Source organism: Pseudomonas sp. BJP69 (genome assembly GCF_007633355.1).
Lineage (GTDB): Bacteria > Pseudomonadota > Gammaproteobacteria > Pseudomonadales > Pseudomonadaceae > Aquipseudomonas > Aquipseudomonas juntendi.
In genome coordinates this window covers 4,745,285-4,763,240 of the sequence record NZ_CP041933.1, presented here as the reverse complement: position 1 = coordinate 4,763,240, position 17,956 = coordinate 4,745,285, and the positions used below count along the sequence as shown (strand labels likewise).

Sequence of the window (17,956 nt, the reverse complement as noted above, 5' to 3'; positions counted from 1 at the left end):
GCCCGGCCCCTTTCACTTTAGTGATGAACCAGCATGCCGGTCAGCCAGTAAGCCTGGATCAGGGTGATCAGGCCGACGATGGTGGCAAAGAACAGGCTGTGCTTGACGGTGAAGCGGAACAGGTCGGATTCCTTGCCGACCAGGCCGGTGGCGGCGCAGGCCACGGCGATCGATTGCGGCGAGATCATCTTGCCGGTCACGCCGCCGCTGGTGTTGGCCGCTACCAGTAGGGTGTCGTTGACCCCGATCTGGTGGGCGGTGGTGGCCTGCAGCGAGCTGAACAGGGCGTTGGACGAGGTGTCCGACCCGGTCAGGAACACACCCAGCCAGCCAAGGAACGGCGAGAAGAACGGGAACGCCGCGCCCGTGCCGGCCAGCACCAGGGCCATGGTCGACGACATGCCCGAGTAGTTGGTGACGAAGGCGAAGGCCAGCACCATGCCGATCGACAGGATGGGCCAGCGCAGCTCCCAGAAGGTTTCTTTGAAAGTGGTAAGACCAGTTTTGACGTTGATTTTCAGCACCGCCATGGAGATCAGTGCCGAGAGGAAGATCGCGGTGCCGGTGGCGGAGATCGGGTCCAGCTTGAACACTGCGGGCATGGCGGTTGGCGCGGCCACGATCGGTGCGGTCTTGATCACCAGTTGGTCAAGGTGCGGGATGGCGAAGTTGAACACGAAGTTGTACATCGCGCCGCCCGGGGCGAAGGCGGCCTTGAACGGTTTCAGGGTCCAGATGGTGACCAGCACGGTCAGGATCAGGAACGGCGACCAGGCCTTGAAAATTTCGCCAAAGCTGTAAGGGCTTGGCTGGCTGCCGCTTGGCTGCACCACGGCGGCACCCACGCTGGCCTTGGCTTCGCCGAACGCGCGCTTGGGTTGCCACACTTTCAGGAACAGGGTGAGGCAGATCAGGCTGGCCAGGGCCGAGGTGATGTCTGGCAGCTCGGGGCCGATGAAGTTCGAGGTGAAGTACTGGGTTACGGCAAAGCTCAGGCCGGCGACCAGGGCCGCAGGCCAGGTTTCTTTCACGCCGCGCAGGCCGTCCATCATGAACACCAGCCAGAACGGCACGAACAGCGACAGCAGCGGCAGCTGGCGGCCGGTCATGGCGCCGATGTGGAAGGCGTCGATACCGGTCACCTGGCCGGCCACGATGATCGGGATGCCCAGGGCGCCGAAGGCGACCGGTGCGGTGTTGGCGATCAGGCACAGGCCGGCGGCGTACAGTGGGTTGAAGCCCAGGCCGACCAGCAGTGCGGCGGTGATGGCCACCGGCGCGCCGAAGCCTGCTGCACCTTCCAGAAACGCGCCGAAGCAGAAACCGATCAGCAGTACCTGCAGGCGCTGGTCGTCGGTGATCGACAGCACCGAGCTGCGGATCACTTCGAACTGGCCGCTCTTGACCGTGAGTTTGTACAGGAACACCGCGGCAACGATGATCCAGGCAATTGGCCAAAGGCCGTAAAGGAAGCCGTAACCTGCGGCAGCCAGGGCCATGTCGACCGGCATCTGGAAGGCAAATATGGCCACCAGTACCGACAAGGCCAGGGTAATGCTACCCGCCACGTGGCCCTTCAGGCGGAACACGGCGAGGGCAAGGAAGAAGAACACGATGGGAATGACCGCCGCCAGTGCGGACAGGCCAAGACTACCAAGCGGGCTATAGAGTTGTTGCCAGGTTTGCATATGGGGTGGCCCCTAATTGTTGTTGGTCAGGCGCTGGCATTGGATAATTGGTAAGACCAATTTACAATGGCTGGTCGCTAGGTTAAAAGCGCTGTCGTGGGTGTGTCAATTTGTCCCGTGCAAAACTTTGGTCGCGTGCCGATGAGCGGGCAGCTGATGTGCCGGGAAAATCATGGCCTGATGGGTGTTCGCGCGCTCTGGATCGGCGAGAATAGGCACCCCCGGGTGTGTGCCAGGGTTTGTGGAGAGCATGTGATGGTTTTTGATCAGGTTCGCCAACGGCGCCTGTCCGACGACATTGTCGATCGGTTGGAAGCGATGATTCTGGAGGGCACCCTCACGTCGGGGCAGCGGCTGCCCGCCGAGCGTGCGCTTGCCGAACAGTTCGGCGTGTCGCGCCCGTCACTGCGTGAGGCGATCCAGAAGCTGGTGGCCAAGGGCTTGTTGGTCAGCCGGCAGGGGGGCGGCAACTTTGTCGCCGAGTCGCTGGGGTCCACCTTCAGTGACCCGCTGTTGCAGCTGCTGGAACATAGCCCCGAGGCCCAGCGCGACCTGCTCGAGTTTCGCCATACGCTGGAGGCGTCCTGTGCGTATTACGCGGCGCAACGCGCCACCGAGCCAGACCGGGCGCGGCTGAAGGCGGCGTTCGACACGCTGCAGGACTGCTACGCCAGGGTCGATGAAGTGACCCGGGCCGAGGAGGGCGCGGCCGATGCGCGCTTCCACCTGGCAATTGCCGAGGCCAGCCATAACGCGGTGCTGTTGCACACCATTCGTGGCCTGTTCGACCTGCTCAAGCGCAACGTGGTGACCAACATTGGTGGCATGTACCAGCAGCGGACCGAGACTCGCGACATGCTGATCAGCCAGCACCGCGAGCTGTACTTGGCGATTGTCGAAGGCAGGGCGGAGGAGGCGCGAGAGGTGTCCAGCCGGCACATTCTGTATGTGCAGGAAGTGCTGGAAGAGGCCCATGAGGAGGCGCAGCGGGTGGCGCGGGCGGAGCGGCGTAGCGGGCGTTGACTCGGTCTCTTCATGCATGTGCGGTTAATGTAGGAGCGGCCTTGTGTCGCGATGGGCTGCGAAGCGGCCCCTGGGCTTCGGCAATGAGCCGAGATTGCTGGGGCTGCTTCGCAGCCCATCGCGACACAAGGCCGCTCCTACACTGACCGCGCTGCTGACAAAGAAGGTTTTAGTCTTCCTTGCCCTTGTTGCGCACCGCCCGCTGCAGCTCGCGGTTGGAATCGCGTTCGCGCACGGTGTCGCGCTTGTCGAATTCCTTCTTGCCCTTGCCCAGTGCAATTTCGCACTTGATCAGGTGCTTGCTCCAGTACAGCGACAACGCCACGCAGGTGTAACCCTTTTGCGCCACCGCCGCTTCCAGGCGCTCGAGCTCGCGCTTGTTCAGCAGCAGCTTGCGCGTGCGCATCGGGTCGGCGATCACGTGGGTGCTGGCCGTGGTCAGCGGGGTGATGTGGCTGCCGAACAGCCAGGCCTCACCGTCCTTGAGCAGCACGTAGCTGTCCACGAGGTGCGCCTTGCCGGCTCGCAGGCTTTTTACTTCCCAACCGGACAGGACCAGCCCGGCCTCGAACTTGTGTTCGATGAAGTAATCGTGTCGCGCTTTTTTGTTTTGCGCGATGGTCCCGGTCGGATGTTTCTTTTGTTTAGCCATAGGGCCGGCATTATAGGCAAGACCGTGCGTCGTTCGCTATGGGATTTCGGTGTGCTTGAGCCACCGCAATGAATACCGGACAATACAAGCCCTGTCCTGCCGACAGAATCTGTTTTTGGCACGCTGCGAAGCGCCGCCACCCAGCCTTGGAAGTGACGCCTGGATGACTACCCATATTCAACGCTCCGCCCTGCTGCCATACCCCGCCCAGGCGCTCTACGATCTGGTCAACGACGTGGCCAGCTACCCGCAGTTCCTGCCGTGGTGCTCGGCCGCGACGGTGATCGACAGCAGCGAAACGCACATGCGTGCCAAGCTCGAAGTGGCCAAGGGCGGCATGAGCCAGCACTTTGTGACGCGCAACGTGCTGGTGCCCGGGCAGTCCATCGAAATGAACCTGGAGGAGGGCCCCTTTACCCAATTGCATGGGGTGTGGGTGTTCAAGCCTTTGGGCGAGAAGGCCTGCAAAATCAGCCTGGACCTGTCGTTCGATTATGCCGGGCCCATTGTGCGTGCCACGTTGGGGCCGCTGTTCAACCAGGCGGCGAATACCCTGGTCGATGCGTTCTGCCAGCGTGCCAAGCAGTTGAACGGCTGATCAGGCAGGCAGCAACAAAAAGCCCGGAACAAGTCCGGGCTTTTTTGTTGCTTTCGATTACCGGGTTTCCAGCGGTGCTGGCGTAGGCACCGGGGTGGTCTCGATGGTATCGATTTCGCGCTGGATGGCCTCTTCGGTCGAACCAGGCTTGGCGGGTTGCTCCGCCGGTTGTGTGGCGGGCTGCTCGGTTTGGCCTGGCTCGGTGCCGGGGCTGACCGTGGTATCGCTGCTGCCACCCAGAATTTCCTGGTCGCGGCTAACGCCTGGCATAAAGTCGCCAGACAGGCTGACCAGTTGGTCGCTGTCGTTGAAGAAAATGCTCATGCGCTCCTGCTGGCGTTGGCCGCCACCAGGCTGCAGGCTGTACAGGTAATCCCAACGGTTGGTGTTGAAAGTGTCCTGAATCAGCGGGTTGCCCATGATAAACCGCACTTGCCGTCGGGTCATTCCCGGGCGCAATTGGTCTATCATGTCCTGCGTGACGACATTGCCCTGCTGGATGTCGATTTTGTAAACCCCGGGAAACGAGCAACCGGCGAGTGCGAGCAGTCCCGCGAGGGCGAGGCTGTTTAGCAAGAGCTTGGTGTTTTGCATCGGTGGGCGACTTCCACTATCTTGGCTGGACAACGTAAACCCCGATCATACCCGTATTAAGAGAAGCTGCGAAGCAGCATCGGCGAGAAAGCTGACCATGGTTGAAAATAGCGAATTACGCAAAGCCGGTCTCAAGGTAACCCTGCCTCGAGTCAAGATCCTTCAGATGCTCGACTCTGCCGAGCAGCGTCACATGAGCGCCGAGGATGTCTACAAGGCGCTGATGGAGGCTGGCGAGGACGTTGGCCTGGCTACCGTGTACCGCGTACTGACCCAGTTCGAAGCGGCGGGTCTGGTGGTTCGCCACAACTTCGACGGCGGTCATGCGGTATTCGAACTGGCCGATGGCGGTCACCACGACCATATGGTCGACGTGGATACCAGTGAAGTCATCGAGTTCATGGACGCCGCCATCGAGAAGCGTCAGCGTGAAATCGTGGAGGAACACGGTTTCGAGCTGGTGGACCACAATCTGGTCCTGTACGTGCGTAAGAAGAAGTAACGATTCAATCGTTATGGACAGCAAAGGCGACCTTCGGGTCGCCTTTGTGCTTTTAGGGGCAGTAGGTCAGTGAGCGGCATTGCGTCGCGACAGGGCCGCAAGCGGCCCCGGAAATCCAGTGGCTTCAGGCCTTGCTGGTAACCACCATCTTGCGCGCATGCGCCAGGGATTCCTTGGTCAGGTCGATGCCGCCCAGCATGCGCGCGACTTCTTCCACGCGCTCGCGCTTGCCCAGGCTGGCCACGGCGGTGTGGGTGGTGTCGCTGTTGCGCACCTTGTGCACGAACAGGTGGTGGTGCCCCTGCGCTGCCACCTGCGGCAGGTGGGTCACGGTCAGCACCTGGCCGCGCTCACCCAGCCGGCGCAGCAGCTGGCCGACGATTTCTGCGGTGGGCCCGCCGATACCCACATCCACTTCGTCGAATACCAGCGTGGGAATGCGCGAGGTCTGTGCCGTGATCACCTGGATCGCCAGGCTGATGCGCGACAGTTCGCCACCCGACGCAACCTTGGCCAGGCCCTTGAGGGGTTGCCCCGGGTTGGCGCTGACCAGCAGCTCGATCTGCTCCAGGCCATGCGGCGAGAGTTCCGTAGCCTCGTGCGGGGTCAGCTCGATACGGAAGCGCCCGCCAGGCATGCCCAGGCGCTGGATTTCCTGTTCCACCGCCACCGCCAACTGCTGGGCGGCCTGCCGGCGCAGGGCGCTGAGTTCGCTGGCCCGCTCTTTATAGTGCTGGGCATACGCAGCCAGCTCTTCGCCCAGCTGTTCAATTGATTCATCGCTGGCGTTCAGGCCTTCCAGCTCTTCCATCAGTTGCTGCTGCAGGTGGGGCAGCTCGGTCGGGTGCACACGGTGTTTGCGCGCCAGGGTATAGATGGTGTCGAGGCGCTCCTCCAGTGCCTGCAGGCGCATCGGGTCGGCATCGAAGTTGTCCAGGAAGCGGTTGAGCTCACCCACCGCTTCTTCAACCTGGATCTGCGCGCTGGCGATCAGGTTGGCCGCCTCGGTCAGCGCCTTGGGCGACTGGGTGGCGGCGCCCAGGCGGTTGAGGCTGGCGGTGAGGGCGCTGAGTACGTTGCCCGAATCGCTTTCGCTGCACTGGTCGATGACCTGGCGGCAGATACCGAACAGGGCTTCGGCGCTGGTCAGGTTCTTGTGCTCCTGCTCCAGTTGTTCCAGCTCGTGCTCGCCGAGGGCGAGGTTGTCCAGCTCTTCCAGCTGGTAGCTGAGCAGTTGATGGCGGGCGCGCTGCTCGTCACCGGAGTTGGACAGGCGCTCCAGTTCCAGGCGGGTTTGCTGCCAGCGTTTGGCGGCCAGCTGCACCTGGCGGGCAAGGTCGACAGCGCCGGCGTACTCGTCTAGCAGGCGGCGATGGGTGTCGGTTTTCAGCAGCGACTGGTGCTCATGCTGGCTGTGGATGTCGATCAGCAGTTCGCCCAGGGCCTTGAGGTCGCCGAGCGGGCACGGGGTGCCGTTGATGTAGCCCCGGCTGCGCCCTTCTGCGGTGATGACGCGGCGTAAAATGCACAGGCCGTCGCTGTCCATGTCGCGCTCGGCCAGCCAGGTGTGCGCTTCGGGGATGTCCACCAGGTCGAAGGTGGCCAGGATATCGGCCTTGTCGGTGCCAGGGCGCACCACGCCGCTGTCGGCCCGGTCGCCCAGGGCCAGGCCGAGGGCGTCGAGCATGATCGATTTGCCAGCGCCGGTCTCGCCCGTGATGACGGACATGCCGCGGGCAATTTCGAGGTCGAGGTGTTCGACAATGGCGTAGTTGTGAATGGACAGGTGCACCAGCATGGGGGGCGGCTCCCGAAAAGTCAGGTCTGGTTATTTATACAGTACTTTTTTCAGGCCTGCCAATGCCTCTTGGCGGATTCTGTTTGTGCCTGAAAACCCGCTTGCCCCTTGAAGCTGGTTTTTCCGGCCCCATATAGCCGACAACCAAGGCGAGCCTGGCTCGCAGTCCACAAAATTGCGCAGGAGAGACCCCATGGCTGACGAACAGCTGAACGAAAAAGACCTTAATGTTGAAGAAACCGGTGCCCAAACCACTGCGGATGCCCGTGTTCTGGAACTCGAGGAACAGCTGGCCGCCGCCAAGGACCAATCGCTGCGCGCCGTGGCCGACTTGCAGAACGTGCGCCGCCGCGCCGAGCAGGATGTCGAGAAAGCCCACAAGTTCGCCCTGGAGAAGTTCTCCAGCGACCTGCTGCCGGTGATCGACAGCCTGGAACTGGCCCTGGCCCACTCCAGCGCCGAGGATGAAAACGTCAAGCAGATCCGCGAAGGCGTGGAGCTGACCCTGAAAATGTTCCAGGACACCCTCAAGCGCTACAACCTCGAAGCGGTCGACCCGCATGGCCAGCCGTTCAACCCTGAGCACCACCAGGCCATGGCCATGCAGGAAAGCGCTGACGTAGAGCCTAACAGCGTGTTGAACGTGTTCCAGAAGGGTTACCTGCTCAACGGCCGCCTGCTGCGCCCCGCCATGGTGGTGGTCAGCAAGGCGCCGAGCGCGGCGCAACCCTCGATCAATGAAAAGGCTTGAAATCCGTCGGGGCATCCCCATCTAGGTGTCAAGCCTTCAAGTATTACCGCAGTTGGCCAAATTAGTCGCTGCTACCAAATTCAAGTTTCGGGAGAGTTAACATGGGCAAGATCATCGGTATCGACCTGGGGACCACCAACTCGTGCGTCTCTATTCTGGAAAACGGTAACGTCAAAGTCATCGAAAACGCCGAGGGTGCGCGTACTACCCCTTCGATCGTGGCCTACGCCAACGATGGCGAAATCCTGGTTGGCCAGTCGGCCAAGCGCCAGGCCGTCACCAACCCGCACAACACCCTGTTCGCCGTGAAGCGCCTGATCGGCCGCCGCTTCGAAGAAGACGTCGTGCAGAAAGACATCAAGCTGGTGCCCTACAAAATCGTCAAGGCCAGCAATGGCGACGCTTGGGTACAAGCGGGCGGCAAAGACATGGCACCGCCGCAAATCAGCGCTGAAGTGCTGAAGAAAATGAAGAAAACCGCCGAAGACTACCTCGGCGAGGCCGTGACCGAAGCGGTAATCACCGTGCCGGCCTACTTCAACGACAGCCAGCGCCAGGCTACCAAAGACGCCGGCCGCATCGCGGGCCTGGACGTAAAACGTATCATCAACGAGCCGACTGCCGCTGCACTGGCCTACGGCATGGACAAGGCCAAGGGCGACCACACCGTCATCGTCTATGACCTGGGTGGTGGTACCTTCGACGTGTCGGTCATTGAAATTGCCGAAGTCGACGGCGAGCACCAGTTCGAAGTACTGGCTACCAACGGCGACACCTTCCTGGGTGGCGAAGACTTCGACATGCGCCTGATCGACTACCTCGTCGACGAGTTCAAGAAAGAGTCGGGCATGGACCTGAAGAACGATCCACTGGCCCTGCAGCGTCTGAAAGAAGCTGCTGAAAAAGCCAAGATCGAGCTGTCGTCCGCTCAGTCGACCGACGTCAACCTGCCGTACATCACTGCAGATGCCACCGGTCCGAAGCACCTGAACGTGAAAATCTCCCGCGCCAAGCTGGAGTCGCTGGTCGAAGACCTGGTTACCCGTACCATCGAGCCATGCCGCGTAGCGCTGAAAGACGCCGGCATCGACGCCAGCAAGATCGACGACGTGATCCTGGTCGGTGGCCAGACCCGTATGCCGCTGGTGCAGAAGGCCGTTGCTGACTTCTTCGGTAAAGAAGCCCGCAAGGACGTCAACCCGGACGAAGCCGTGGCCATGGGTGCTGCCATTCAGGGCGCGGTACTGGCTGGCGACGTGAAAGACGTGCTGCTGCTGGACGTCAGCCCACTGACCCTGGGTATCGAAACCATGGGCGGCGTGATGACTTCGCTGATCGAGAAGAACACCACCATCCCGACCAAGAAGTCGCAGGTGTTCTCGACTGCCGACGACAACCAGGGCGCTGTGACCATTCACGTGCTGCAGGGTGAGCGTAAGCAGGCTGCGCAGAACAAGTCGCTGGGCAAGTTCGACCTGGCCGACATTCCGCCAGCGCCACGCGGTGTGCCGCAAATCGAAGTGACCTTCGACATCGACGCCAACGGCATCCTGCACGTCAGCGCCAAAGACAAGGCCACCGGCAAGTCGCAGTCGATCGTGATCAAGGCCAACTCCGGCCTGTCGGACGAAGAAATCGAGCGCATGGTGCGTGACGCCGAGGCCAACGCCGAGGAAGACCGCAAGTTCGAAGAGCTGGCTGCTGCCCGTAACCAGGGTGATGCGCTGGTTCACTCGACCCGCAAGATGGTTGCTGACGCCGGTGACAAGGTTACCGCTGAAGAGAAAACCGCCATCGAGGCTGCCGTTGTTGCCCTGGAAGCCGCTGTCAAAGGCGACGACAAGGCCGCTATCGACGCCAAGGTCGAAGAGCTGTCCAAGGTCTCTGCCCCGGTTGCCCAGAAGATGTACGCCGAGCAGTCGGCCGAACAGCCTCAGGGTGGCGCGCAGCAGGCCGAGCCGGAAGCCAAGCACGATGACGTGGTTGACGCCGAGTTCGAAGAAGTCAAAGGCGACGACAAGAAGTAATCGTTGCATGTTGTCGGCCAGTTCACCGTGGTTTGTCGGTGAACTGGTAGGATGTCGCCGCGCGGGGGCTTGCTCCCGCGTTGGCGTATCTGGAATTCGAGAATTTTTACAGCATCTGTCAGCGGCCCCGGTGGGCGAGCGCAGGTGCTGATGGCGTGGCGCAGATGCCACACGCCCAACAAGGTGCAAATGACCTATGTCCAAGCGTGATTATTATGAGGTTCTGGGTGTCGAGCGCGGCGCCACCGAGGCAGACCTCAAAAAGGCTTATCGCCGTCTGGCGATGAAATACCACCCGGACCGCAACCCGGGCGATAAAGAGTCCGAAGACAAGTTCAAAGAGGCCAACGAGGCCTACGAAGTGCTGTCTGATGCCAGTAAGCGCGCGGCGTTCGACCAGTATGGCCATGCCGGTGTCGACCCGAGCATGGGTGGCGGCGGCCCTGGTTTCGGTGGCGCAAACTTCTCCGACATCTTCGGCGATGTGTTCAGCGACTTCTTCGGCGGTGGCCGCGGTGGCGGACGCGGTGGCGCCCAGCGTGGCAGCGACCTGCGTTACACCCTGGAGCTGAACCTGGAAGAAGCGGTGCGCGGCACTACGGTCAGCATCCGTGTGCCGACCCTGGTCAACTGCCAGCCGTGCGATGGCTCCGGCGCCAAGAAGGGCTCCACCCCGTCGACCTGCCCCACCTGTGGTGGCATCGGCCAGGTTCGCATGCAGCAGGGCTTCTTCTCGGTGCAGCAAACCTGCCCGCGTTGCCATGGCCAGGGCAAGATCATCACCGACCCTTGCACCTCGTGCCACGGCGAAGGCCGCGTCGAGGAATACAAGACCCTGTCGGTCAAGGTGCCGGCCGGTGTCGATACCGGTGACCGCATCCGTCTGTCGGGTGAAGGCGAGGCCGGCACCCATGGTGGCCCGACCGGCGACCTGTATGTGGTGATCAGTGTGCGTGAGCACGAGATCTTCCAGCGTGACGGCAAGCACCTGTACTGCGAAGTGCCGATCAGCTACACCGATGCCGCCCTGGGCGGCGAGCTGGAAGTGCCGACCCTCGATGGCCGCGTGAAGCTGCGTATTCCGGAAGGCACCCAGACCGGCAAGCAGTTCCGCTTGCGTGGCAAGGGTGTGGCGCCGGTGCGCGGTGGTGGTGCCGGTGACCTGCTGTGCCGTGTGGCGGTGGAAACCCCGGTCAACCTCAGCCGCCGTCAGCGCGAACTGCTCGAAGAGCTGCGTGATTCGCTGGAAGGCGACAGTTCGCACTCGCCCAAGGCCAGTGGCTGGTTCGATGGCGTGAAGCGCTTCTTCGGCGATCTCTGACAAGGAAAAGGCTATGCGACGTATTGCAGTGATGGGCGCGGCAGGGCGTATGGGCAAGACCCTCATCGAGGCCGTGCAGCAGCAACCCGGCGCCGGGCTGACGGCGGCGGTCGACCGCCCGGACAGCTCGCTGGTCGGCGCCGATGCCGGTGAACTGGCGGCCCTGGGGCGCATTGGTGTGCTGCTGTCCGACGACCTGGCCAAGGTGGTGGACGAGTTCGACGTGCTGATCGATTTCACCCACCCGTCGGTCACCCTGAAGAACCTGGCGTTCTGCCGCAAGCACGGCAAGGCCATGGTCATCGGTACCACCGGTTTCACCGTCGAAGAAAAGCAGTTGCTGGCCGAGGCGGGCAAGGACATTCCAATCGTGTTCGCTGCCAACTTCAGCGTTGGCGTCAACCTGAGCCTGAAGTTGCTCGACATGGCGGCACGCGTGCTGGGCGATGATGTGGATATCGAAATCATCGAGGCGCACCACCGCCACAAGGTCGATGCCCCTTCGGGTACGGCGTTGCGCATGGGTGAAGTGGTTGCCAACGCGCTGGGCCGCGATCTGCAGGAAGTGGCCGTGTATGGCCGTGAAGGGCAGACCGGCGCGCGCGACCGCAAGACGATCGGCTTTGCCACCGTACGTGCCGGCGACGTGGTCGGTGATCACACCGTGCTGTTCGCTGCAGAAGGCGAGCGCCTGGAGATCACCCACAAGGCCTCCAGCCGCATGACCTTCGCCAAGGGCGCCGTGCGTGCGGCGCTGTGGCTCGACGGGCGTGAGCCTGGCCTGTACGACATGCAGGATGTGCTTGATCTGCGTTAAGCAGTGAGGGCTGTGTTGGCTTCTTCGCGGGCTTGCCCGCTCCCACAGGGCTTGGGCCTTGCACAAAACCTGTAGGAGCGGGCAAGCCCGCGAAGAGGCCAACACAATAGTCAGCCTGTCGCATCGATGCGTTTTAGAGGCACATATGCGGTAGACCGAAAACGCACTTTTCTGTAAGCTACAGCTTTAGTGTGTCCACTAAAAGCGCGCAGCGAATTGAATTCAGCACATGAAAGCGGGGTGACGTGTCCATACGTCACTCCGCTTTTTTGCAACCTGCGATCGCCCTTTCATGCTTGATTTACGGGAGGTCTTCTTGACAAAGCCAGCCATACTCGCCCTTGCCGACGGCAGTATTTTTCGCGGTGAAGCCATTGGTGCCGACGGTCAGACCGTTGGTGAGGTGGTATTCAACACCGCTATGACCGGCTACCAGGAAATCCTTACAGACCCTTCCTACGCGCAGCAAATCGTCACCCTGACCTACCCGCACATCGGCAACACCGGTACCACCCCGGAAGACGCCGAGTCCAACCGCGTGTGGTCCGCCGGCCTGGTCATCCGTGACCTGCCGCTGCTGGCCAGCAACTGGCGCAACACCCAGTCGCTGCCGGAGTACCTCAAGGCCAACAATGTGGTTGCCATCGCCGGCATCGACACCCGTCGCCTCACCCGCATCCTGCGTGAGAAGGGCGCCCAGAACGGCTGCATCCTGGCGGGTGACAACATCAGCGAAGAGGCGGCCATCGCCGCTGCCCGCGGTTTCCCGGGCCTCAAGGGCATGGACCTGGCCAAGGTGGTTTCCACCAAGGAACGCTACGAGTGGCGCTCCAGCGTGTGGGAGCTGAAAACCGACAGCCACCCGACCATCGACGCGGCCGACCTGCCCTACCACGTGGTGGCCTTCGACTACGGCGTCAAGCTGAACATCCTGCGCATGCTGGTTGCCCGTGGCTGCCGCGTGACCGTGGTGCCGGCCCAGACCCCGGCCAGCGAAGTGCTGGCGCTCAACCCGGACGGCGTGTTCCTGTCCAACGGCCCTGGCGACCCCGAGCCGTGCGACTACGCCATCCAGGCCATCAAGGAAATCCTCGAAACCGAGATTCCGGTATTCGGCATCTGCCTGGGCCACCAGTTGCTGGCGCTGGCCTCCGGTGCCAAGACTGTGAAAATGGGCCATGGCCACCACGGTGCCAACCACCCGGTGCAAGACCTGGACACCGGCGTGGTCATGATCACCAGCCAGAACCACGGCTTTGCCGTTGACGAAGCCACCCTGCCGGGCAATGTCCGCGCCATCCACAAGTCGCTGTTCGACGGCACCCTGCAGGGTATCGAGCGTACCGACAAGAGCGCGTTCAGCTTCCAGGGCCACCCTGAAGCGAGCCCAGGCCCGACCGACGTCGCGCCACTGTTCGATCGTTTCACCGATGCCATGGCCAAGCGCCGCTGAGCATCCTGCTTCAAGGCCCCGGGCCGGCACACGCCGCGCCCGGCAGCGCCTGACCCAGATTGTTCAAAGCGGCTTGCCGACTGACCCCGGATTTGAGTGACCACCATGCCAAAACGTACAGACATCAAAAGCATCCTGATTCTCGGCGCTGGCCCGATCGTGATCGGCCAGGCCTGTGAATTCGACTACTCCGGCGCCCAGGCTTGCAAAGCCCTGCGCGAGGAAGGTTTCCGCGTCATCCTGGTGAACTCCAACCCAGCCACCATCATGACCGACCCGGCCATGGCCGACGCCACCTACATCGAGCCGATCAAGTGGCAGTCGGTGGCCAAGATCATCGAGAAAGAGCGCCCAGACGCCGTGCTGCCGACCATGGGTGGCCAGACTGCACTGAACTGCGCCCTGGACCTGGAGCGCCACGGCGTTCTGGAAAAGTTCGGCGTAGAGATGATCGGTGCCAACGCCGACACCATCGACAAGGCCGAAGACCGCTCGCGCTTCGACAAGGCAATGAAGGACATCGGCCTGGAGTGCCCGCGTTCGGGTATCGCCCACAGCATGGAAGAGGCCAATGCGGTGCTGGAGAAGCTGGGCTTCCCTTGCATCATCCGCCCGTCGTTCACCATGGGCGGCACTGGCGGCGGTATTGCCTACAACCGTGAAGAATTCGAAGAAATCTGCACCCGTGGCCTGGACCTGTCGCCAACCAAGGAACTGCTGATCGACGAATCGCTGATCGGTTGGAAAGAGTACGAGATGGAAGTGGTCCGCGACAAAAAGGACAACTGCATCATCGTCTGCTCCATCGAGAACTTCGACCCGATGGGCGTGCACACCGGTGACTCGATCACGGTTGCCCCGGCGCAGACCCTGACCGACAAGGAATACCAGATCATGCGCAACGCCTCGCTGGCGGTGCTGCGTGAAATTGGTGTGGAAACCGGCGGTTCCAACGTGCAGTTCGGTATCTGCCCGAACACCGGCCGCATGGTCGTGATCGAGATGAACCCGCGCGTTTCGCGTTCCTCGGCATTGGCCTCCAAGGCTACTGGCTTCCCGATCGCCAAGATCGCCGCCAAGCTGGCCATCGGCTACACCCTCGACGAGCTGCAGAACGACATCACCGGCGGCCGTACCCCGGCCTCCTTCGAGCCGTCGATCGACTACGTGGTCACCAAGCTGCCGCGCTTCGCCTTCGAGAAATTCCCCAAGGCCGACGCCCGCCTGACCACCCAGATGAAGTCCGTGGGTGAAGTCATGGCCATCGGCCGTACCTTCCAGGAGTCCCTGCAGAAAGCCCTGCGTGGCCTGGAAGTGGGCGCTTGCGGCCTCGACCCGAAAGTCGACCTGGCCAGCCCGGAAGCTGCCAGCATCCTCAAGCGCGAGCTGACCGTGCCGGGTGCCGAGCGTATCTGGTATGTCGCCGACGCCATGCGTTCGGGCATGACCTGCGAAGAAATCTTCAATCTGACCGGCATCGACATGTGGTTCCTGGTGCAGATGGAAGACCTGATCAAAGAAGAAGAGAAGGTCAAGACCCTGGCCCTGTCGGCCATCGACAAGGACTACATGCTGCGCCTCAAGCGCAAGGGCTTCTCTGACCAGCGCCTGGCCAAGCTGTTGGGTATCACCGACAAGAACCTGCGCCGCCACCGCCACAAGCTCGAAGTGTTCCCGGTGTACAAGCGCGTCGATACCTGCGCCGCCGAGTTCGCCACCGACACCGCCTACCTGTACTCCACCTACGAGGAAGAGTGCGAGGCCAACCCGTCGACCCGTGACAAGATCATGATCCTGGGTGGTGGCCCGAACCGTATCGGCCAAGGTATCGAGTTCGACTACTGCTGCGTACACGCCGCTCTGGCGCTGCGCGACGACGGTTACGAGACCATCATGGTCAACTGCAACCCGGAAACCGTTTCCACCGACTACGACACCTCCGACCGCCTGTACTTCGAGCCGCTGACCCTGGAAGACGTGCTGGAAGTGTGCCGCGTCGAGAAGCCCAAAGGCGTGATCGTGCACTACGGCGGCCAGACCCCGCTGAAGCTGGCGCGCGCCCTGGAAGAGGCCGGTGTGCCGATCATCGGTACCAGCCCGGACGCCATCGACCGCGCCGAAGACCGCGAGCGCTTCCAGCAGATGGTCCAGCGCCTGAACCTGCTGCAGCCGCCAAACGCGACCGTGCGCAGCGAAGAAGAGGCCATTCGTGCCGCCGGCAGCATCGGCTACCCGCTGGTCGTGCGCCCATCCTATGTACTGGGTGGCCGTGCCATGGAGATCGTCTACGAACTGGACGAGCTCAAGCGCTACCTGCGTGAGGCTGTTCAGGTTTCCAACGACAGCCCGGTACTGCTCGACCACTTCCTCAACTGCGCCATCGAAATGGACGTGGATGCGGTGTGCGACGGTACCGACGTGGTCATCGGCGCGATCATGCAGCACATCGAACAGGCCGGCGTTCACTCCGGTGACTCGGCATGCTCCCTGCCACCTTACTCGCTGAGCAAGGGCGTGCAGGACGAAGTGCGCGAACAGGTCAAGAAAATGGCCCTGGAGCTGGGCGTGGTCGGCCTGATGAACGTGCAGCTGGCCCTGCAGGGCGACAAGATCTACGTGATCGAAGTCAACCCGCGTGCATCGCGTACCGTGCCGTTCGTGTCCAAGTGCATCGGCACTTCCCTGGCCATGATCGCGGCCCGCGTCATGGCTGGCAAAACCCTGAAAGAGCTGGGCTTCACCCAGGAAATCATCCCGAACTTCTACAGCGTCAAGGAAGCCGTCTTCCCGTTCGCCAAGTTCCCAGGGGTTGACCCGATCCTCGGCCCTGAGATGAAATCGACCGGTGAGGTCATGGGTGTTGGTGACAGCTTCGGTGAAGCCTTCGCCAAAGCCCAGATGGGTGCCAGCGAAGTGCTGCCTACCGGCGGCACCGCGTTCATCAGCGTGCGTGACGACGACAAGCCACAAGTGGCTGGCGTTGCCCGTGACCTGATCGCCCTGGGCTTCGAAGTGGTTGCTACTGCCGGCACCGCCAAGGTTATCGAGGCGGCTGGCCTGAAAGTGCGCCGCGTGAACAAGGTGACCGAAGGCCGCCCGCACGTGGTCGACATGATCAAGAACGACGAAGTGTCGCTGATCATCAACACCACCGAAGGCCGCCAGTCGATCGCCGACTCCTACTCGATTCGTCGCAATGCGCTGCAGCACAAGATTTACTGCACCACTACCATTGCGGCTGGTGAAGCCATCTGCGAGGCGTTGAAATTCGGTCCCGAGAAGACTGTTCGTCGCCTGCAGGATCTGCATGCAGGACTCAAAGCATGAGCATTACCAAATACCCGATGACCGTCCAGGGCGCTCGCGCCCTGGAAGAGGAGCTGACCTTCCTGAGCAAGACCGAGCGCCCGCGCCTGAGCCAAGCCATTGGTGAAGCGCGTGAGCTGGGCGACCTCAAGGAAAACGCCGAATACCATGCCGCGCGTGAAGAGCAGGGCATGGTCGAGGCGCGTATCCGCGATATCGAAGGCCGCCTGCAGAACTCGGTGGTGATCGACGTCACCACCATCGCTCACACCGGCAAGGTGATTTTTGGCACCACCGTGGTGCTGGCCAACACCGAAACCGATGAAGAAGTGACCTATCAGATCGTTGGCGAAGATGAAGCCGATGTGAAGAAAGGCAAGCTGTCGAACAGCGCCCCGATTGCCCGTGCCATCATTGGCAAGGAAGAAGGGGATACCGTTGTCGTCAAGACGCCTAACGGTACGGTCGAGTACGAGATTGTCGAAGTCAAACACATCTGACCGGCGCCTGCGGGCGCCATCCCTCGAGGGGATCCTCTGGCAACTGGCCCAGGTATTCTGGGTCGGTGGCCTGTGGGTGTTCCATGTGGGGCTGGTGCCTGCGCTCAAGGTCAGCGGCCTGGCGCCGCTGCTGGTGCAGGATATCGCCGGGCAGATCGACCGCTGGTTGATCGGCGTGGCGTTGCTTGGCTTGTTGACCCAGCTGGCTGTGCTGGCAAGGGTGGAAGGCCTGGCGGCCTGGTGGCGGCAGTTTCGCGGCCAGATGCTGTTGCTCGGCTTCGGTGCGTGTGTGGGGTACTACACCCTGCGTTACGGCATTTCCGTTGGCGAGCGCTGGCAGATGTTCTGCTTCCTGGTGCTGGGCTTCTCCGGCATCGTGCTGGTGGCCCAGCCGGTGCCGGTCAAAGTCCGCCGCTAGCCCAGGCTGTTGCAGTCCCTGGTAGGAGCGGCCTTGTGTCGCGATGGGCTGCGAAGCAGCCCCCAGATATCAGCTTAACCACAGATATTGCAGGGGGCCGCTTCGCAGCCCATCGCGACACAAGGCCGCTCCTACACAGGCGGCGCGCTATCCTTTCCGCTACTTGTAACGGTGAATGTTGGACAGCTGCTTGTTCGGTTGTGGGTTCTTGCGGTAGATCAGGGCTTTCTTGCCGATGGTCTGCACCAGTTCGGCGCGGCCGGCCTTGCACAGCTCGGCGATGGTCTCGGCGCGTTCTTCGCGGTCTTCCGAGCGAATCTCGACCTTGATCAGTTCATGATCGACCAGTGCGCGTTCCAGCTCGGCGACCACGCCTTCATTCAAACCATTGCCAGCAACGATCAGGACCGGCTTCAGGTCATGACCAATGGACTTGTATTGCTTCTTCTGCTCGTTATTGAGCGGCATAATCTGACCCTTTCCGTCTGATTCTGTAAAATTGACCGGC

At 61.9% G+C, this 17,956-nt stretch carries 16 protein-coding genes; 11 read left to right on the top strand and 5 right to left on the bottom strand.

Annotated elements, in window-relative coordinates:
* Positions 1-17 precede the first annotated feature (17 nt).
* Positions 18-1,688, bottom strand: a complete 1,671-nt coding sequence (locus tag FPB55_RS22290; RefSeq protein ID WP_029887488.1) for a lactate permease LctP family transporter — start codon at positions 1,686-1,688, stop codon at positions 18-20.
* A gap of 255 nt (positions 1,689-1,943) precedes the next feature.
* Here FPB55_RS22290 and FPB55_RS22285 point away from each other — a divergent pair, with 255 nt between their 5' ends.
* Complete coding sequence (locus FPB55_RS22285) at positions 1,944-2,711, top strand: GntR family transcriptional regulator (RefSeq protein WP_054881451.1); 768 nt, start codon at positions 1,944-1,946, stop codon at positions 2,709-2,711.
* A 169-nt stretch (positions 2,712-2,880) separates the two neighbouring features.
* Here the strand turns inward: FPB55_RS22285 and smpB are convergent, their stop codons facing one another.
* Positions 2,881-3,363: an SsrA-binding protein SmpB gene (gene smpB, locus FPB55_RS22280; RefSeq protein ID WP_029887491.1), complete on the bottom strand. Its 483-nt coding sequence runs from the start codon at positions 3,361-3,363 to the stop codon at positions 2,881-2,883.
* 163 nt (positions 3,364-3,526) lie between these two features.
* On the opposite strand from smpB, the gene FPB55_RS22275 reads away from it, so the two are divergent.
* Positions 3,527-3,961: a type II toxin-antitoxin system RatA family toxin gene (locus FPB55_RS22275; protein ID WP_009685329.1), complete on the top strand. Its 435-nt coding sequence runs from the start codon at positions 3,527-3,529 to the stop codon at positions 3,959-3,961.
* A 57-nt stretch (positions 3,962-4,018) separates the two neighbouring features.
* Here FPB55_RS22275 and bamE read toward each other — a convergent pair whose 3' ends face one another.
* Positions 4,019-4,555, bottom strand: a complete 537-nt coding sequence (bamE, locus tag FPB55_RS22270; protein ID WP_009685330.1) for an outer membrane protein assembly factor BamE — start codon at positions 4,553-4,555, stop codon at positions 4,019-4,021.
* Between the two features lie 97 nt (positions 4,556-4,652).
* Here bamE and fur point away from each other — a divergent pair, with 97 nt between their 5' ends.
* The gene (gene fur / locus FPB55_RS22265) at positions 4,653-5,057 is read left to right on the top strand and encodes a ferric iron uptake transcriptional regulator (RefSeq protein ID WP_009685331.1); all 405 of its coding nucleotides are present in this window, start codon (positions 4,653-4,655) and stop codon (positions 5,055-5,057) included.
* Positions 5,058-5,181: 124 nt separating this feature from the next.
* Here the strand turns inward: fur and recN are convergent, their stop codons facing one another.
* Positions 5,182-6,855: a DNA repair protein RecN gene (recN, locus tag FPB55_RS22260; RefSeq protein ID WP_144189285.1), complete on the bottom strand. Its 1,674-nt coding sequence runs from the start codon at positions 6,853-6,855 to the stop codon at positions 5,182-5,184.
* 193 nt (positions 6,856-7,048) lie between these two features.
* On the opposite strand from recN, the gene grpE reads away from it, so the two are divergent.
* From grpE to FPB55_RS22215, 8 genes are all read left to right on the top strand, one after another.
* Complete coding sequence (grpE, locus tag FPB55_RS22255) at positions 7,049-7,606, top strand: nucleotide exchange factor GrpE (RefSeq protein ID WP_144189283.1); 558 nt, start codon at positions 7,049-7,051, stop codon at positions 7,604-7,606.
* A 101-nt stretch (positions 7,607-7,707) separates the two neighbouring features.
* Entirely contained in the window at positions 7,708-9,633 is a 1,926-nt protein-coding gene (dnaK, locus tag FPB55_RS22250) for a molecular chaperone DnaK (RefSeq protein WP_009685334.1), read from the top strand.
* A 196-nt stretch (positions 9,634-9,829) separates the two neighbouring features.
* Entirely contained in the window at positions 9,830-10,954 is a 1,125-nt protein-coding gene (dnaJ, locus tag FPB55_RS22245; protein ID WP_009685335.1) for a molecular chaperone DnaJ, read from the top strand.
* A gap of 13 nt (positions 10,955-10,967) precedes the next feature.
* Positions 10,968-11,771, top strand: a complete 804-nt coding sequence (gene dapB, locus FPB55_RS22240; RefSeq protein ID WP_009685336.1) for a 4-hydroxy-tetrahydrodipicolinate reductase — start codon at positions 10,968-10,970, stop codon at positions 11,769-11,771.
* 316 nt (positions 11,772-12,087) lie between these two features.
* Complete coding sequence (carA, locus tag FPB55_RS22230) at positions 12,088-13,224, top strand: glutamine-hydrolyzing carbamoyl-phosphate synthase small subunit (protein ID WP_003249935.1); 1,137 nt, start codon at positions 12,088-12,090, stop codon at positions 13,222-13,224.
* A 105-nt stretch (positions 13,225-13,329) separates the two neighbouring features.
* Positions 13,330-16,551: a carbamoyl-phosphate synthase large subunit gene (carB, locus tag FPB55_RS22225; protein ID WP_029885745.1), complete on the top strand. Its 3,222-nt coding sequence runs from the start codon at positions 13,330-13,332 to the stop codon at positions 16,549-16,551.
* The gene (gene greA, locus FPB55_RS22220) at positions 16,548-17,030 is read left to right on the top strand and encodes a transcription elongation factor GreA (protein ID WP_029885744.1); all 483 of its coding nucleotides are present in this window, start codon (positions 16,548-16,550) and stop codon (positions 17,028-17,030) included. Before carB ends, greA begins: the two co-directional genes overlap by 4 nt.
* Positions 17,008-17,448: an MFS transporter gene (locus FPB55_RS22215; RefSeq protein WP_144189279.1), complete on the top strand. Its 441-nt coding sequence runs from the start codon at positions 17,008-17,010 to the stop codon at positions 17,446-17,448. The genes greA and FPB55_RS22215 overlap by 23 nt, the downstream gene beginning before the upstream one ends.
* A gap of 159 nt (positions 17,449-17,607) precedes the next feature.
* On the opposite strand, the gene yhbY is transcribed toward FPB55_RS22215, so the two are convergent.
* A complete protein-coding gene (yhbY, locus tag FPB55_RS22210; RefSeq protein WP_009685341.1) occupies positions 17,608-17,916 on the bottom strand; it encodes a ribosome assembly RNA-binding protein YhbY in 309 nt (102 codons plus the stop codon).
* Positions 17,917-17,956: the final 40 nt, after the last annotated feature.

Excerpts from the sequence above, each read along its gene's own strand:
- FPB55_RS22290 (WP_029887488.1), bottom strand. The coding sequence starts at position 1,688 with ATGCAAACCTGGCAACAACTCTATAGCCCGCTTGGTAGTCTTGGCCTG.
- FPB55_RS22285 (WP_054881451.1), top strand. The coding sequence starts at position 1,944 with ATGGTTTTTGATCAGGTTCGCCAACGGCGCCTGTCCGACGACATTGTC.
- smpB (WP_029887491.1), bottom strand. The coding sequence starts at position 3,363 with ATGGCTAAACAAAAGAAACATCCGACCGGGACCATCGCGCAAAACAAA.
- FPB55_RS22275 (WP_009685329.1), top strand. The coding sequence starts at position 3,527 with ATGACTACCCATATTCAACGCTCCGCCCTGCTGCCATACCCCGCCCAG.
- bamE (WP_009685330.1), bottom strand. The coding sequence starts at position 4,555 with ATGCAAAACACCAAGCTCTTGCTAAACAGCCTCGCCCTCGCGGGACTG.
- fur (WP_009685331.1), top strand. The coding sequence starts at position 4,653 with ATGGTTGAAAATAGCGAATTACGCAAAGCCGGTCTCAAGGTAACCCTG.
- recN (WP_144189285.1), bottom strand. The coding sequence starts at position 6,855 with ATGCTGGTGCACCTGTCCATTCACAACTACGCCATTGTCGAACACCTC.
- grpE (WP_144189283.1), top strand. The coding sequence starts at position 7,049 with ATGGCTGACGAACAGCTGAACGAAAAAGACCTTAATGTTGAAGAAACC.
- dnaK (WP_009685334.1), top strand. The coding sequence starts at position 7,708 with ATGGGCAAGATCATCGGTATCGACCTGGGGACCACCAACTCGTGCGTC.
- dnaJ (WP_009685335.1), top strand. The coding sequence starts at position 9,830 with ATGTCCAAGCGTGATTATTATGAGGTTCTGGGTGTCGAGCGCGGCGCC.
- dapB (WP_009685336.1), top strand. The coding sequence starts at position 10,968 with ATGCGACGTATTGCAGTGATGGGCGCGGCAGGGCGTATGGGCAAGACC.
- carB (WP_029885745.1), top strand. The coding sequence starts at position 13,330 with ATGCCAAAACGTACAGACATCAAAAGCATCCTGATTCTCGGCGCTGGC.
- greA (WP_029885744.1), top strand. The coding sequence starts at position 16,548 with ATGAGCATTACCAAATACCCGATGACCGTCCAGGGCGCTCGCGCCCTG.
- yhbY (WP_009685341.1), bottom strand. The coding sequence starts at position 17,916 with ATGCCGCTCAATAACGAGCAGAAGAAGCAATACAAGTCCATTGGTCAT.